This is a genomic window from Streptomyces sp. NPDC096193 (assembly GCF_040302905.1).
Classification (GTDB): Bacteria; Actinomycetota; Actinomycetes; order Streptomycetales; family Streptomycetaceae; genus Streptomyces.
The window spans coordinates 101,887-115,195 of the sequence record NZ_JBEOSJ010000024.1 but is presented as its reverse complement, the minus strand read 5'-3'; the positions used below and the strand labels follow the sequence as shown (position 1 = coordinate 115,195).

Sequence of the window (13,309 nt, the reverse complement as noted above, 5' to 3'; positions counted from 1 at the left end):
TCCTCATCTCGGTCGTGGTCCACGGCACTGCCGCGGCACCCACCATCATCCGTCTGGACCGACTCCGCGGCAGAACCAACCAGCCACCCTGACACCTCGTTGACCTCGGCGCGGAATCATTGCGGACATCAGGGCCCGTGTGAGCACGAGGATGAGTGAGCTGTTTCAGCCTTGACGCTCCAGGGTGAGGACGGCGGCGGAGATTGACGACAGGCGGTTGGGGCTGCAGCGGGCTCTGCGGAAGATGCGCCAGGACTTCAGTCGCGCGACGCGTCGTTCGGCTGGGCGAGAATGTTGGCGCACCGCGCTCATCGTGGATGGCACCCTGGTTCCCACCCGAGACCACACCATCGCCGAGCGATCCGCCGACGGCACGGAGGCAAAGAGCCGCCTGGGGCGCGGTCAACCGGAAGTGAGCCGCGCTCTGTTGCCGTGGAGCCGACCGCAGAAATGGGTGTCACCGAGGCCCATCCGGGCTTCGAGGACACCTTCTCTCACTGGTCCTCGGCCGCTGCGGATTCCGCTGCTGCCGCCGCCGATTCGGCAGCGTCGACGAGTGAACGCATCTCCTCGGCCCCGGATGGACCCGTGGTTGCCGCCGGCGTGCCGGACTCGGTGCCACTTCTATCGTCGCCCTGACCGCACCCCGTGAGGCCTCCCAGACAGAGAACGAGGAGCGCGGTCACGGCGGCGGTGACGGTGCGGCGGGGCGCTCTCACTTCTTGCTGCCGTTGCTGTTCGCCGCGCACCAGGTCTTCACTGCAGTGAGGTCCTTCTGTCGCTTCTGCAGGGTGGGAGTCAGACTGCGGCGGAAGGTGAGTTTGTCGTTGAGGAAGGTCTCGATCTCGGTGTGACCGGCCTTCTTGGCATTCGCGACGCGCTTCTCCAGCCTGCTGACGGACCCGCGCTGCGTGGCGTCGCCGTCGAGGCGCTCCAGGGCCCGCTTCAGTCGCTTCTCGATCTTCGGAACCCGCTTGCACAGCCCTTTCGCACCGTCGTCGGTCGGCGCCACGCCCGGCGACGGTGTACCTGTGCCGGGTGCCCCGGCGTCCGCCGCGGCTGCGCTTGTCGCGGCGAGCAGTGCAGCCACAGCACTCAGGGCGATTCCTGCGGTCCTGGCGGTCGTCTTCACGGTCTGCCTCCTCGGTCGGACGGGCCTACGTGCCCGCGCACGGCCAGAAGCTACGAGCCGACCTTGTGGAATCCTTGTGGCCGGCGGGCGGCCGCGATCAGCCAGTCCCGGTCGGCCGGCAGGGAGGGCGCGGTCCCGTCCCGGACGGGCAGGCGGACCTCCAGCCGAGTGCCATCGCCCGCCGGCCGGTCCTGGATCCGCACGCGGCCCCGGTGCAGGGCCGTCTGCTGGGCGACCAGAGTGAGGCCGAGCCCCGAGCCGGGACTCCCCGCCCCGCGACGGAAGCGGTGGAAAACCGCGTCGCGTTCCGCGGGCGCGATGCCGCGCCCCGCGTCGTCGACGGTCAGTACCGCGACCGGTTCCGCAGCGGTTCCGCCAGAGCGCAGTCCGACCTCGATGTGCGCGCGTCCGTCCTCGCCGCGGCCGTGGATCAGGGCATTGGCCAGCAGATTGTCGACGAGCGTTCGCAGCCCTGGTTCCCATCCGTACACACCCGGCAGCGGCGTCGTCGCCACCTCAATCCAAGCGGTGGGATGCCTGCGTCCTGCGTCGGCGACCGAGGCGTCGATCACCTCCGCCAGGTCCACCGGGCCGAAGGCCTCCGCCTCCACCAGATCGCCGCGTCCGAGCTCCCGCAGCATCACCAGCAGGCCCAGCATCCGGGTGTGTTCGCTGTGCAGGTCGCGCAGCACCTCGGTCCGGTCCGACGCTCCGAGGCCGGGGTGCTCGCTGAGGATGTCCAGGTTCGTCTGCATGCTCATCAGCGGCGTACGCAGTTCGTGGGCGGCGGCGGCCGCGAAGGATCGTGCGGTGTCCAGCGCCCCGGCGGTTCTGGCGGCTTGTTCGTCGTAGCGGGCGAGCACGGTTTGCAGGGTCAGGGCCAGGTCGTCGACCTCGGTGAGGCCGGTCGGCGTGTGGTCGAGCCGTGCCGCGTCGGCGCTCGGGTCGAGTCCGCTGGTGCGCTTTCGGAGCCGGCGCAGCGGGCGGGCGGCCCCGGAAGCGGCGGCCAGACCGATCACGCCCGCGATGGGAGCCGCCAGCAGTGCCACGCTGACCACGCGCCGTCGAACGAGGGCCATTTGGCCCTGGCTCACGGTGTCCGGCGAGAACAACCACAGGGTGCCGTCGACGCCCGGGTTCGACCCCCGCACGTGTACCGCCATGACCCGCCAGCTGTCCTTGCCGTCCCTGACAGTCACGGGCTTGGGTGCGCGCTTCGGCAGACGTACGGTCGCGCCGGGCTGAGGACCGCCCGCGACCGTGCCCTCAGGCCCGCTCAGCCGGATGCCGACGTCCAGCGCCGAGGTGTACAACTGCCGCTCACGCGCCTGCTCGACCGCGGCGGGACGGTCGGCGGCAGTGACCCGCAACAGTCGCCGGGCGTCGGCCGCCACCTGTGTGGCGCGGGTGCGCAGATGCGCGTCCTGCTGAGCGTGCAGATCGCGCGCGACGAACTGCAGCAGCAGCCACCCGGCCGCGAGAACCAGCACGGGCACGGTGACGCCCAAGGCGAGCGCGATACGTGTGGAGAGTCTCATCGTCTCGGGCCCTTCTCGTCCAAGCGCAGGACGAAGCCGAATCCGCGGACCGTGTGAATCAGCCGGGGGCGGCCGCCGCTCTCCAGCTTGCGCCGCAGATAGCTGACGAACGTGTCGACGGCGTCGGTGCGCACCTCGAAGTCGTACCCCCAGACGCGGTCGAGGAGCTGGTCCCTGCTGAGGACGATGCCCGCGTTGCGCGCCAGGACTTCCAGCAGTTCGAACTCGCGCCGGGTCAGCGCCAGCGGCTCGCCGTCCATCTGTGCCCCACGGGAGGCCGGATCCAGGACGAGCGGGCCGACGCGCACCACGTCGGTGTCCCTGGGCGGCCGTCTGCGCAGCAGCGCGTCCAGACGCAGGACCAGCTCCTGCAGTGCGAAGGGTTTGACGAGGTAGTCGTCGCCGCCGGCCTGGAGTCCGGCGATCCGGTCGGCGGTCTCGTCCAGGGCCGACAGCATCAGCACGGGTACGTCGTTGTCGGCGTCGCGCAGGGTCCGGCACACCTGGATTCCGTCGAGGTCGGGCATGGAGATGTCCAGCACGACCACGTCGGTCGCCCGCTGCCGTACGTGGGACAGCGCGGGCCGTCCCCCGTCGGCCAGGGCCACCGCGAAGCCGGCCAGCCGAAGGCCCCGCTCCAGCGACCGCCGGATCGCCGGGTCGTCGTCCACCACCAGCACACGCCCGCGCCCGGAGTCGGTGTCCATCTGCTTCCACCCCTTGTGCTGGTCATCTCCCCGCGTACACAACGCGGTCGCGCTCCCTTCCTATCGTGCTTCGGGGGCCGGCTGCTCCCCTGCGGAGGTACGGCGCGGGTCTGCGCTAGTGCTCTGACCGCATAGGTTGACCGGTTCGGTGATCGTGGCGGTTGGATTGGTACAGCATCGCGGTGGGGCAGAAGCTGCCCGGCCAGGGCACCAAGCTGATCCCGTTCGGCGTCTTCGTCCAGGTCGCCGAATGATTCGAGGGAAGTGGTTCACCTGCAAGAGCTCGGGACACCGGTGGATGCTTCCTGGGCCAACCCTGTCGAGGCCCACTTCGGACCGCTGAGGCAGTTCACCCTCGCCAACTCCCGCCGTTGGAACCACACCGTCCGGACCCGCGCACTGCACGCCTACCTGCGCCGGCGCAACGCCTACGCCCGCCACTGCGACGCCCTGGCCGCCTAACGCAAAGAGCGCGGCCTGTATCCGCAGCGAGAAAGGCATGCGCTGGGGCGGACGTCCCCTCGCACCAGCGGCCTGACCCACCCGTGGCGCGGCAGGCGCCGCAAGGTGTCTCTCAGCCCTCCCGAGGTTCAAATGCGCCAGATGTCTGCGCGCCTGAATCCTTGCGTGCCGCGAGCAGGAACAAGACTGCAGTGGCGGCGATGAAGCCGAAACCGACGCTCATGCAGGCCATGACCGTCTCGAAGGAGGCGTCGGCAATCCGGGGGATGCCGTTGACGAGCATGAGGGCGTAGATGCACAGAAGGCCGTAGGCACGAAGTCGCAACCCGCGCTGTCGCTTCCGCATCCACGGCGGTGTCCAGCCTGCCAGTATCGCCACCGGCACCGGCAGCACGACCGCCGTGGACACCGCCAACGCTATCCAGTGGTACAGCGGATTGCCGTTCACCCTGACTCCTTCATAGCTGATCACCACCCTACGGAGGGTTGGCGAGACCCGTCCATGCCGAACAGTGCGGGCTTCCGGCGAACCTTTGCGGTCAGAGCAATAGACCCCTTTGCGCCTACCTACGGCTGCCCTACAGCCCTGAACCCGACCCGACCAACTCCGAAGACCGGCGTGCCTACCTGCCATACGAGAAGTCGGGCACGCCGTGATCCGACTCATTCGCGACCACCTCCGTCTCCCTCTCGAACATCCCCACTCTTGGCAAGGCCACGACATCGACTTCACGGGCGTCATATCGGCGGTGGAGACACGCGCGGACCTTTCCAACGGATCGGTCAACTTCAGCGACGCAACGTTCTCCGACTGCTACGTCTCCTTCAATCGAGCGGGGGTCTCCGGCGGCACCGTCGACTCCACCCGGGCTTCGTGGCCCCCTCCGAGCGGTCTGCTTCCATCGCCCGGCACACACTCCTACCGCATGGGCTTGTACCGCCGCAGTGTGGCCCTCTCCGCTTCTTGAACGCTGCCGTGCGGCGAACTGGTCCTCGCTGGCTTTCATGGATGGCGGGCCGCGCACGGCCCGAGGCGTGCACCAGGGCCGTAGCCGTCATGAGCAGCAATCCCGGAGCCGCAGGAGTCCCGGCCGTGGCGCCCGGAGGACGGGCCGCCGCCCGGTCGTTTGGAGGCTGCTGCCAGGCAGAGGAGAAGGTGTCTGCCGCAGCAGCAGATCAGCGTGGCGCACGCCTGTCCTGACGGGAGTAGCTCAGCGGGCGGGACCCCGTACCGGGACGTACGGTCGCGAGCGCGGCCCGACTTTGACAGGACCTCGGGCGGGCGGTCCCGCGGCCCTTCCTACGTGCGCGGGACCGCTGCCTACCACTTCGCGAGGCTGGGCCACTCTTCTGCCCCATCAGGCCCAGCGTGCTGTCGATGCCTGCCGCTCCCAGCGATGCCGGCCCGGGCGGGTGCAGCGAGCGCGGTGCGCGTCGGGCGTGCCCCGGGGGGTACGTGCCGCAGACTCGTCTACGCCTGGGGAGTGGGGGAGGAGCACTCGACAGGTACCGGGGCCGGGCTGCCGAGACCGAACTACCGGTCCACGATGCCATATGAAGCTCCCAGCGGGATACGGTGCGCTCGTGGTGTGGAGATACCACGGTGATGCGACCATGCGCCCGCTGAGGACGAGGAGGATGTCGGCTCCGGCTGCCAACTGCCAGGCCCCGACGCGGTGGATCAGTCCGCTGCACTGCCTCGGCGGCCGAGAGCACAGTGATCTCGGCCGCGCCGGACCGTGTCCTACTCCGTGATCTTGACGACTCCGTTGTCGGACGGCGTAGCGACCGCCGGGCTGAGAGCGGGCTTCTTCTGTGTGATGCCCTGGAGGAGGGCGGCGAGGTCGACGCCGGTCGTGGAGTTGAGGAGTTCCATGCCTTGGGCGACGTTGTCCGCGACTGTACGGGACAGCTGACTCGCCCCGTCCGTCGAGATGACGGTCATCTTGTCGATGGCCGAGAGCGGTTCGGATGCCTTGGCCACGACTTGGGGAAGGACTTCGACGAGCATCTGGAGGACGGCCGCCTCGCCGTACTGGGCGAAGGCGTCGGCCTTCTTCTCCATGGCCTCGGCTTCCGCAGAGCCCTGGGCGGCGATGGCCGCAGCGTTGGCCTCGCCCTCGATGCGTACGGCGTCAGCGAGAGCGGCGCGGTGGGCCTTCTCGCCCTCGCCGGTGAGCTTCGCCCGCTGTGCGTCGGCTTCGGCCTCCTTGACCTGGGCGATGCGGCGAGCCTCGGCCTCCTGTTCGGCCTGGTAGCGGGCGGCGTCGGCGGGCTTGCGGACCTGGGTGTCCAGCTGACGGTCGGTCAGTGCCGCCTGTCGCTCGGCAACCTTCTCCTGCTCGGCGAGGATCTGCTGCTGACGGTCGGCTTCGGCGAGCGGACCCGCGGCGTTCGCCTGAGCCTCGGCCTCGTCCGTCTGCGCCTTGATCTCGGCCTGCTTCAGGTAGAGGGTCCGCTGGGCGATTGCGATCTCCTCCTCGGCCTTCAGCCTGGCCTGTTCGGCGGCGCGACGGGCGACGGCCTCGGCGATGTCGGCCTCCTGCTTGGCCCGGGCGGCCTCCGGCCGGCCGAGGTCTTCCAGATAGGAGCCCTCGGTGGTGATGTCCTGGATCTGGAAGGCGTCCAGGACCAGCCCCTGCCCCGACAGACTGGCCTCCGCCTCCTCTGCGACCTGGCCGGCGAAGGCGGCGCGGTCACGGATGATGTCCTCGACCGACATGCGGCCGACGATGGAACGCAGCGCGCCGGAGAGCACCTCCTGGGTGAAGCCGACGATGCCGTCCTGTTGCATCAGGAACCGCTGGGCTGCGGCCCGAATCGAGTCCTCGGTGCCGCCGACCTTGACGATTGCGACACCCTCCAGATTGGCCTTTACGCCGCGCAGGGTCACCGCGCCGCGTACGGCGATCGGGATGTGCCGACTGGACAGGTCGAGGGTGAACTTCTGCTGCACGAACGGCACGACGAAGACGCCGCCGCCGACCACGACCTTCTGGCCGCTGTTGTCCGTGAACACCCGACCTGTCTGCGGGTCTGTGGCCTGCTTGCCACGCCGTCCCGTGATGATGAACGCTTCACTCGGCCCGGCGACCTTGTAGCGCGTGATGACGACGAGGCCGAGCAGAACGAGCAGAACGACGATGCCCAACACCGCCGTGAGGACAGGGCTCATGACGAGACCCCCTTCGATTGGAACAAAGCGAGAAGAGAAAGAGATATGACGGTCCGTCAGCGTTCGACCGGACGGACGGAGATGGACGTCACGGAGGGCACGGATTCCACCCAGACCTCGGTGCCGCGTGCGACGGGGATTGCAGCCTTCGCCGCGTACTTCACCGGCTGGCCCGCCAGGTACACCAGCACCTCGCCGTATCCGCCCGCCGGGATCGCCGTCACCACCGTGCCGCTGGTGCCGGTCAGGTCCTCGCCACGCGGTGCGGGCGCGGTGCCGTCGCGCAGGAGCGCCCGGCTCAGCCGCCAGGTGCCCCATCCCACGACGCCCCCCACAGCCACGCCCGCACTGGTGGCGACCCCTGCCCCCGTACCGGCGGCGCCCATTGTGATGGCCCCGGTGAAACCGAGCGCCGACACGAAACCGGCGATCACCGGCAACGACAGGAACCCGTCCATCGCGCCGCCGAGCCCGTCGAGAACCCCGTCGAAGACCAGGCACAGGACGAGCAGCACAAGCCCGACAATGCCGAGACCGAGAAACCAAGCCATGCCCCTGTTCCCTTCGGCCACCTTGCGCTGTCTGCCGTCGGTAGATCGTGCCACTGTCCCATGCCGAGTTTCACTGCCGGAGCCCGGCAATCTTTACGTTCTCTGAATGCCGTGGTGGGCAGGTCGGCGCACTGAACACGGCGGAGGCGGTGCCCGTAGGATCGTGTGCCGGTGTGCCGGGAAGTCTGGTCGGGCACCGTCTTTCGCCTGTTTGGGGATCCGGCCGTGCCTGTCACCTTGCTGTTCCTGGCGCTGTTTGCGCTGGCCTTCCTGGCGTTCAACATCGTTCTGTGCATTCGGGTCTGGCGGCTTCGTGCCCTGCCCTTGCGACGAAGGGCTCTGCCTGCACTGCTGCTGTGCTGCGCGCTCGCGGCGAGTATGTGCCGGGCCTGGGGGGTTACGGCCGTCGCCGAGGCCGCTGCCTTTCCGCTGAACATCTCCACCGCGCTTTTGGCCATGCTCGAACTCGACCGGCATCGAAGGCGCGCCGGCACGGGAGCATCGGAGCATTTGGCGTGAGCAGGTCCGACGGGGAACATGCGCCCGTCCGCGCGACGCGTAAAGGGCGCTGATCAGGACACTTCGTCAACAGAAGCAGCAACTGCGTGGTGCCAGTGCAGGCATCATCAGGACAGGGGTCATTGACGCCTTCACTCTTTCCAGAGCCTGGGGGAGACTTTCTCCCGTCGCGGATCTCGGCGCACCTGTCCGCTTGTCATCGACCCCCGCCGACCCGTGAACAGGGCCTCGGCTACCTGATCGTAGCTGTCACACTGCAGGAATCTTCTAGGTTGTTCCGGGAGCTCGGATCCACGAGCGGCAGCCTGCGAGATCGCCGATTTCCTGCAGGGTGTCGAACAGCTCACCGTCACCACCCTGCGGAAGGCCGTGGGTTCCACGGACCCGCAGAAGACTCTCACCTCGCGCGACACCTTCAAGAGCAAACTCCGCGGCGTGCCGGACGAGGCAACCGGAGCGGGGGCTGCGAGCCAACGGGGTCGAGATCAAGGCCATCGACCCGCCGTAGCCCATCAAGGACGCGATGGAGAAGCAGGGGCGTGCAGCGCGACATGAGGGCGGCGATTCTCGGGGCTGAGGGGCAACGGCAGTCGCAGGTGCTCACTGCCGAAGGCGACAAGCAGTCCGCCGACCTCCAGGCGGCCGGCAACCGTAGCGCTGAGATCCTCAAGGCTGAGGCGCAGTCCGGGGCCATCGACGAGGTATTCAGGCCGTGCATGGCACGACCACGACCTCAAACTACGAGCCCACCAGTACACGCAGATGCTCCTCAGCTGGCTGAAAACGATCGCGGTACCTGATGGGTGATCCCCAGCGAGGTCACTTCCGCTCTTCAGGGGGGATCCCGCGCCTTCAGTGAGGTGCTGCCCCGGTCGCCGGCACTCGTGAGAGGGCGGTTCGTGAGGTGATGGCCGTTTCCCGGTGAGGCTGGCGTGGGGCTGCTTGCCCCGGTGCGTGGCGGCTACTGCTTCCTGGTGGAGCTGCCGACGTCGACCTCGGTGAGGGTGCCGAGCTTGACCAGGCGTTTCAGCTAGGCGTGGGTGCCCTCGATGTTCTTCGGCAGCAGTTCGTGGTTGAGGGCTTCGCAGACGTCCCGGGCCCGTTGCGGTCCGGTCGCGTCGTTGAAGACACCGAGGATGCGTGGGTAGTCCGGGTGCTCGGGCAGGTCCGGTGGGACGGCCGGGAGCCGGTCGGCGAGCGCGGTGACGGTCTTCCGCGTGATCTCGGGGTGTTCGAGGTGGGTCTCGGCCTCCCGCAGCCGGCCGTGCAGTCCTTCGATCTGGGTGCGGAGGTCGTCGGCCAGGGCCCGGGCAGCGTCCTCCTGGAGGCCGAGCGCGTCGAGGAGGGCTTGACGTTCACGCTGCCACTGCCTGCGCATCGCGCCAGGTGGGGGTGTTCACGCTGGTGAGGCGCGCCATGATGTGGGTCATCGCCGAGTAGACGCGGGACGCGGAGGACGCGGGGTGGTGCTCGTAGTCGCGGACCAGACACCGGTGCAGTATCAGGATCCCGAAGGTCTGCTCGACCCTCCATCGCTTCGGCTGCGGAACGAACCCCGTCTCATGCGGGTTGCGTACGACGGTCTCGACGTCGATGCCCAGACTGGCGCCATGCGCGACGACTTGGTTCTTGAAGCCCTGATCGACCAGAGCCTTCTCGACGGTGCCGCCGGTGTGCTCGGCAACCTGGTCCAGTAGGGCGATGCCCGCGGCGTTGTCATGCGTGTTCGCGGCCAGCACGATGACGGCGATGACCAGCCCGAGCACATCGACAGCCAGTCCCCGCTTGCGGCCCGGCACCCTCTTCGCCGGATCCCGGCGAGTCGTGGAGGCGACCCGGGCGGCCTCGTGGACACTTTGGGTGTCCAGGACCACCAGGGTCGTGTCCTCTAATCGGCGGGCGCGTTCGCGGACCTGGTAGCGCAGGGAGTTCGTGGATGACCTGGTCGGTCCCGTCGCCGCGCCAGGCCGCGAAGTAGTAGTAGGTCGCGCTCTTCTGCGGCAGGTCGTGCGGGAGGTAGGCCCACTGGCAGCCGGTCCTGCCCTGTTAGAGGATCGCGTTCACGACGCTGCTCCAAACCGTAGCCGGTATCCGCCCGCTCCCGATGGCCATGCCGTGCCGGCGCGGCCATCGGGAGCGAGGCCGCGATGCGCCCCGGCCATCGCTCCGACGGCAGACCTGGCCAGGGGCCATCTCAAGGGCCACCGGCAGCAGTGCCCTTGGTGCATCCTTGATGTGCCGAGACAACGCGATCTTGGCCAGAAGCCCTTGAGGATCTGTCTTCAGCTCATCGCCCCTGGGCAGTAGACGGCCGATCAGTTCGGGGTCAACCTTTGCTCCTCAGGCACCGAGACCACTCGTCGCCGCTGCATCCAGTCGTCCCGGCGAACACTGCCGTCACAGCAGGACGCCTACGCCGTAGGACGCTCTTCGTGGACCCATCGCCCTCCGCCGCCCAGCCCCTTGGCCAGTCATTTCGGTTGCATCATGCGCCCCGCCGCTACGGGCGGCAGCCCTCTGCTTCCATGGCGACCGGCAGATAGGACCGTGTGAAGCGTTCGAGTACTCGGCGCCGCTCCACGGTGTCCTTAGGGTTGTCCACCCCGTCGACGGCCAGGACGTACTGTCGCTTCTCACCCTTGTGGGTGCAGGCCTGCACGGCCATCGCTCCATGGTCGGCGATGGTGGCACCGTCGCCGATGTCGGCCGGCGAGGGGTTGCCCAGCCGACGCATCCCATCCGCTGAGATTTCCAAGGGCTTGATGTACGGCTCGACGATGTCGCCCCGCAGATACAGCGTGAGTTCGCCGTCGACGCTCAGTTGGCAGCGTGGCTGGTCCGGATCGGACAAACTGTCGTCGATTTCCAGCTTATCGCCCTCGGGCAGCAGTTCCCGGATTAGCTCTGGGTCGACCTTCGTCCCGCAGGCTTCAGAAACGTTGAACTCCTTGTCGCCGCCGCAGCCGACGGCCCCGGCGAGCAGCACGGTAAGCAATACTGCGCCGTACACCGGACGTAGGACACTCTTCTTCGTCGACCTCATCACCCTCCCGCCAGACCCTTGGCACGGTCGTTTCCGTTGTAGGCAGCGCCGTTGATCTCGTCTGTGATGGTGTAGCGGGTGTTGGTGTGTTCGGGGTTGGCCTTGGCCCATTCGTCGGCGAGTGCCTGCAACTGCCGCTCCCGGCCGTCGAAGACCCTCGCGTTGTCGCCTGTGTGGATTGCGTCGATCCGCTTCTGCTCCTGCGTCTGCCACTCGTAGGCCACGGCGTCGATGCCACGCTGGGCGAGGTCACCGACGCCGGGTGCGAAGTTCACGATGCTGCCGAACCCGTGGTACATCCACTTCGCATCCCAGGTCGGATCGTCCTTGTCCGTCATCAGAGCCTGGTAGCGGGCCTGTTCCAGGAAACCGACGCTGTTACCCGCCCGTAGCAGAGTCTCCTTGGGATCCTTCAGGTCGTCCTCGTGGATGTCCCTCACCATTTCCCGGCTCAGCCCTTCATTGAGCATGCCGTATGCGTTCTGGTCCCTGGACACCTGTTTGGAGACTTCCAGCAGTTCCTTCCTGTCCAGAAGGTTCGGGTCGTCGGGGTCGTCGGCCAGGGCGCTGGCGGAGTGGTGCACCACGTCGCCGTGGTTCGTCAGTACCGCCGCCATGTCGTCGCGCATCTCCGAGGGGAAGTCGTCGCCCCGCTCCGAGAGGTACTTCAGCGAGTTGTCCAACACCTGCCGGTGCTGTGCCGTGTGCTCGACGGGCCGCGCCGAACTGTCGTCCGGGTTGACCCCGGTCGCCGCCGCGACAAGGGCGTCGCCGGTGGCCTCGTAGCTCGCTTTCGGGCCCTTGTAGTCGCTCGCGGATTCGCCGTACCCCATGGAGTCGGGTACGACGTCGTTGAAGGGCTGCCGGTCCTTCAGGACGTGCTGGGAGTTGTCCTGGGGGTCGGTCGAGCTGAAGAAGTCCGTCGCCGCGTCGGGGTTGTGGGCCAGCGCCTTCATGAACCCGGTCATGGGGTCCGTGCCCGCGTCGGTGTTGTCTCCGTAGTGCAGCTGATCGACCTTCGCGTATGACGGCAGCTTGTCCCACGGGAGAACGTTCTCCCGCGACTTGCCACCAGGACCCGGGTCCTTGACGTCCCCGGTGTTCTCCTTCTCGAACTTGACGAGCGCGTTTCCGTAGTTGTTGAGGAACTCGCCGTCGTATTTCCCGTGGCGCATCAGGTTGCTCATGGCCTGGAAGCCGTAGACACGGGTCTGGCTCGCACCCTTGTCGCTGCCGACGTCCTGGCCGCCGAGTGCGATCACCCGGTCCTTCCAGGAGTCCATGGCGTCGGTGCCCGATCGGGAGGCGGTGGCCAGGGTGGTGCCCAGCTCCTTCTCCAGGGTGCCGAGCAGCGCCATCCGGGCTTCCCGCGACTCCCGGGTGTTCGCATCGCCCTTGTGCTCCCAGTTCTCCAGGTCAACCGCACCGGCGAAGAACTTCAGCGTCCCGTCCGGGCCCAGGCCGGTGGCCAGGCGCTCGGCGAAGATGACATCCCCGGGGTGGTCCTTCATCAGCGCGTTGAAGCGCTCGAGCTCCTTATTGGTGAGCTCGCTCGGGTCCTTCTTTCCCAGGGCTATGAGTTCGTTCGAGTCCTGGATGGTCTTCTGCGCCGAGTCGAAGCTCGTGAAGCCGCTCGACTCGAAGTCGTGCTTGTCCTTGGCATGGAAACGCAGCGCCGCCGCAGCGGTGCTGTCGGTCTCGCCGGCCGCTGTCAGGATGGTGGTGATCTCCTGGGCGACCGCGTCGACTTCGGCCTGGGTCGGCATGGGGATCTTCGCGTCACCGGCCGCCTGCGGCGACGGGACGGAAGCGTTCACCACGCCCTTGTCGCTCACGTAGATGTTCTTCCTGGCCGCCCGGTCCACGGCATCCGCCAGATCCTTCTTGTGCTTCGTCAGCTTCGTGTGCGCGCCGCTCAGGATCGTGTGAACACTCCGCGCGACAGTGACCACGTCATCGAACTCGGCGGCCGTCACCGTGACGAACTCCTTCGTCACGGTGGCGTTCTGCCCCTTCCAGTTGGCACCCCTGGCCTTCTTGTCCAGATCGGCCGCGTTGGCGTCGCCGTCGCCTCCATCGGCGACAAGAGCCAGCTTCTTGACCATCTGTTCCCAGTCCGTCACCGCAGTCTGGAGCTTGCCCAGCCGCAGGTCTTTGAGGTCTTGGAAGGTCACCATGACCG

10 protein-coding genes and 4 pseudogenes are annotated in these 13,309 nt (G+C 67.8%); 3 read left to right on the top strand and 11 right to left on the bottom strand.

Features of this window, described 5'->3' with window-relative positions:
• Positions 1-165: 165 nt before the first annotated feature.
• The 4 genes and pseudogenes from ABTX78_RS28715 to ABTX78_RS28700 form a co-directional block, all read right to left on the bottom strand.
• Positions 166-285 (bottom strand): annotated as a pseudogene (locus ABTX78_RS28715) (IS5/IS1182 family transposase); the annotation flags it as partial.
• A 430-nt stretch (positions 286-715) separates the two neighbouring features.
• The gene (locus ABTX78_RS28710; RefSeq protein ID WP_352209678.1) at positions 716-1,132 is read right to left on the bottom strand and encodes a hypothetical protein; all 417 of its coding nucleotides are present in this window, start codon (positions 1,130-1,132) and stop codon (positions 716-718) included.
• A gap of 50 nt (positions 1,133-1,182) precedes the next feature.
• A complete protein-coding gene (locus ABTX78_RS28705; protein ID WP_352209677.1) occupies positions 1,183-2,670 on the bottom strand; it encodes a sensor histidine kinase in 1,488 nt (495 codons plus the stop codon).
• Positions 2,667-3,377, bottom strand: a complete 711-nt coding sequence (locus ABTX78_RS28700; RefSeq protein WP_352209676.1) for a response regulator transcription factor — start codon at positions 3,375-3,377, stop codon at positions 2,667-2,669. Before ABTX78_RS28700 ends, ABTX78_RS28705 begins: the two co-directional genes overlap by 4 nt.
• A gap of 288 nt (positions 3,378-3,665) precedes the next feature.
• On the opposite strand from ABTX78_RS28700, the pseudogene ABTX78_RS28695 reads away from it, so the two are divergent.
• Positions 3,666-3,915 (top strand): annotated as a pseudogene (locus ABTX78_RS28695) (IS630 family transposase); the annotation flags it as partial.
• Positions 3,916-3,951: 36 nt separating this feature from the next.
• On the opposite strand, the gene ABTX78_RS28690 reads toward ABTX78_RS28695, so the two are convergent.
• From ABTX78_RS28690 to ABTX78_RS28680, 3 genes are all read right to left on the bottom strand, one after another.
• Entirely contained in the window at positions 3,952-4,314 is a 363-nt protein-coding gene (locus ABTX78_RS28690) for a hypothetical protein (RefSeq protein ID WP_352209675.1), read from the bottom strand.
• Positions 4,315-5,583: 1,269 nt separating this feature from the next.
• On the bottom strand, positions 5,584-7,014 hold the full coding sequence (locus ABTX78_RS28685) for a flotillin family protein (protein ID WP_352209674.1): 1,431 nt from the start codon (positions 7,012-7,014) through the stop codon (positions 5,584-5,586).
• A gap of 56 nt (positions 7,015-7,070) precedes the next feature.
• Positions 7,071-7,565: an NfeD C-terminal domain-containing protein gene (locus ABTX78_RS28680; RefSeq protein WP_352209673.1), complete on the bottom strand. Its 495-nt coding sequence runs from the start codon at positions 7,563-7,565 to the stop codon at positions 7,071-7,073.
• Positions 7,566-7,790: 225 nt separating this feature from the next.
• Here ABTX78_RS28680 and ABTX78_RS28675 point away from each other — a divergent pair, with 225 nt between their 5' ends.
• Together ABTX78_RS28675 and ABTX78_RS28670 are read left to right on the top strand one after the other, a co-directional pair.
• Positions 7,791-8,084 (top strand): hypothetical protein, encoded by a 294-nt coding sequence (locus ABTX78_RS28675; RefSeq protein WP_352209672.1) that lies wholly within the window; start codon positions 7,791-7,793, stop codon positions 8,082-8,084.
• A 285-nt stretch (positions 8,085-8,369) separates the two neighbouring features.
• Positions 8,370-8,965 (top strand): annotated as a pseudogene (locus tag ABTX78_RS28670) (SPFH domain-containing protein); the annotation flags it as partial.
• Between the two features lie 149 nt (positions 8,966-9,114).
• Here ABTX78_RS28670 and ABTX78_RS28665 read toward each other — a convergent pair.
• From ABTX78_RS28665 to ABTX78_RS28650, 4 genes and pseudogenes are all read right to left on the bottom strand, one after another.
• Complete coding sequence (locus tag ABTX78_RS28665) at positions 9,115-9,462, bottom strand: hypothetical protein (RefSeq protein ID WP_352209671.1); 348 nt, start codon at positions 9,460-9,462, stop codon at positions 9,115-9,117.
• Positions 9,440-10,151, bottom strand: a pseudogene (locus tag ABTX78_RS28660) (IS5 family transposase); the annotation flags it as partial. The pseudogene ABTX78_RS28660 and the gene ABTX78_RS28665, both read right to left, overlap by 23 nt.
• Positions 10,152-10,584: 433 nt before the next feature.
• Positions 10,585-11,094, bottom strand: a complete 510-nt coding sequence (locus tag ABTX78_RS28655) for a hypothetical protein (RefSeq protein WP_352209670.1) — start codon at positions 11,092-11,094, stop codon at positions 10,585-10,587.
• A 32-nt stretch (positions 11,095-11,126) separates the two neighbouring features.
• The gene (locus tag ABTX78_RS28650; RefSeq protein WP_352209669.1) at positions 11,127-13,304 is read right to left on the bottom strand and encodes a hypothetical protein; all 2,178 of its coding nucleotides are present in this window, start codon (positions 13,302-13,304) and stop codon (positions 11,127-11,129) included.
• Between the last annotated feature and the right edge of the window lie 5 nt (positions 13,305-13,309).

Excerpts from the sequence above, each read along its gene's own strand:
- ABTX78_RS28705 (WP_352209677.1), bottom strand. The coding sequence starts at position 2,670 with ATGAGACTCTCCACACGTATCGCGCTCGCCTTGGGCGTCACCGTGCCC.
- ABTX78_RS28700 (WP_352209676.1), bottom strand. The coding sequence starts at position 3,377 with ATGGACACCGACTCCGGGCGCGGGCGTGTGCTGGTGGTGGACGACGAC.
- ABTX78_RS28685 (WP_352209674.1), bottom strand. The coding sequence starts at position 7,014 with ATGAGCCCTGTCCTCACGGCGGTGTTGGGCATCGTCGTTCTGCTCGTT.
- ABTX78_RS28680 (WP_352209673.1), bottom strand. The coding sequence starts at position 7,565 with ATGGCTTGGTTTCTCGGTCTCGGCATTGTCGGGCTTGTGCTGCTCGTC.
- ABTX78_RS28665 (WP_352209671.1), bottom strand. The coding sequence starts at position 9,462 with ATGCGCAGGCAGTGGCAGCGTGAACGTCAAGCCCTCCTCGACGCGCTC.
- ABTX78_RS28650 (WP_352209669.1), bottom strand. The coding sequence starts at position 13,304 with ATGGTGACCTTCCAAGACCTCAAAGACCTGCGGCTGGGCAAGCTCCAG.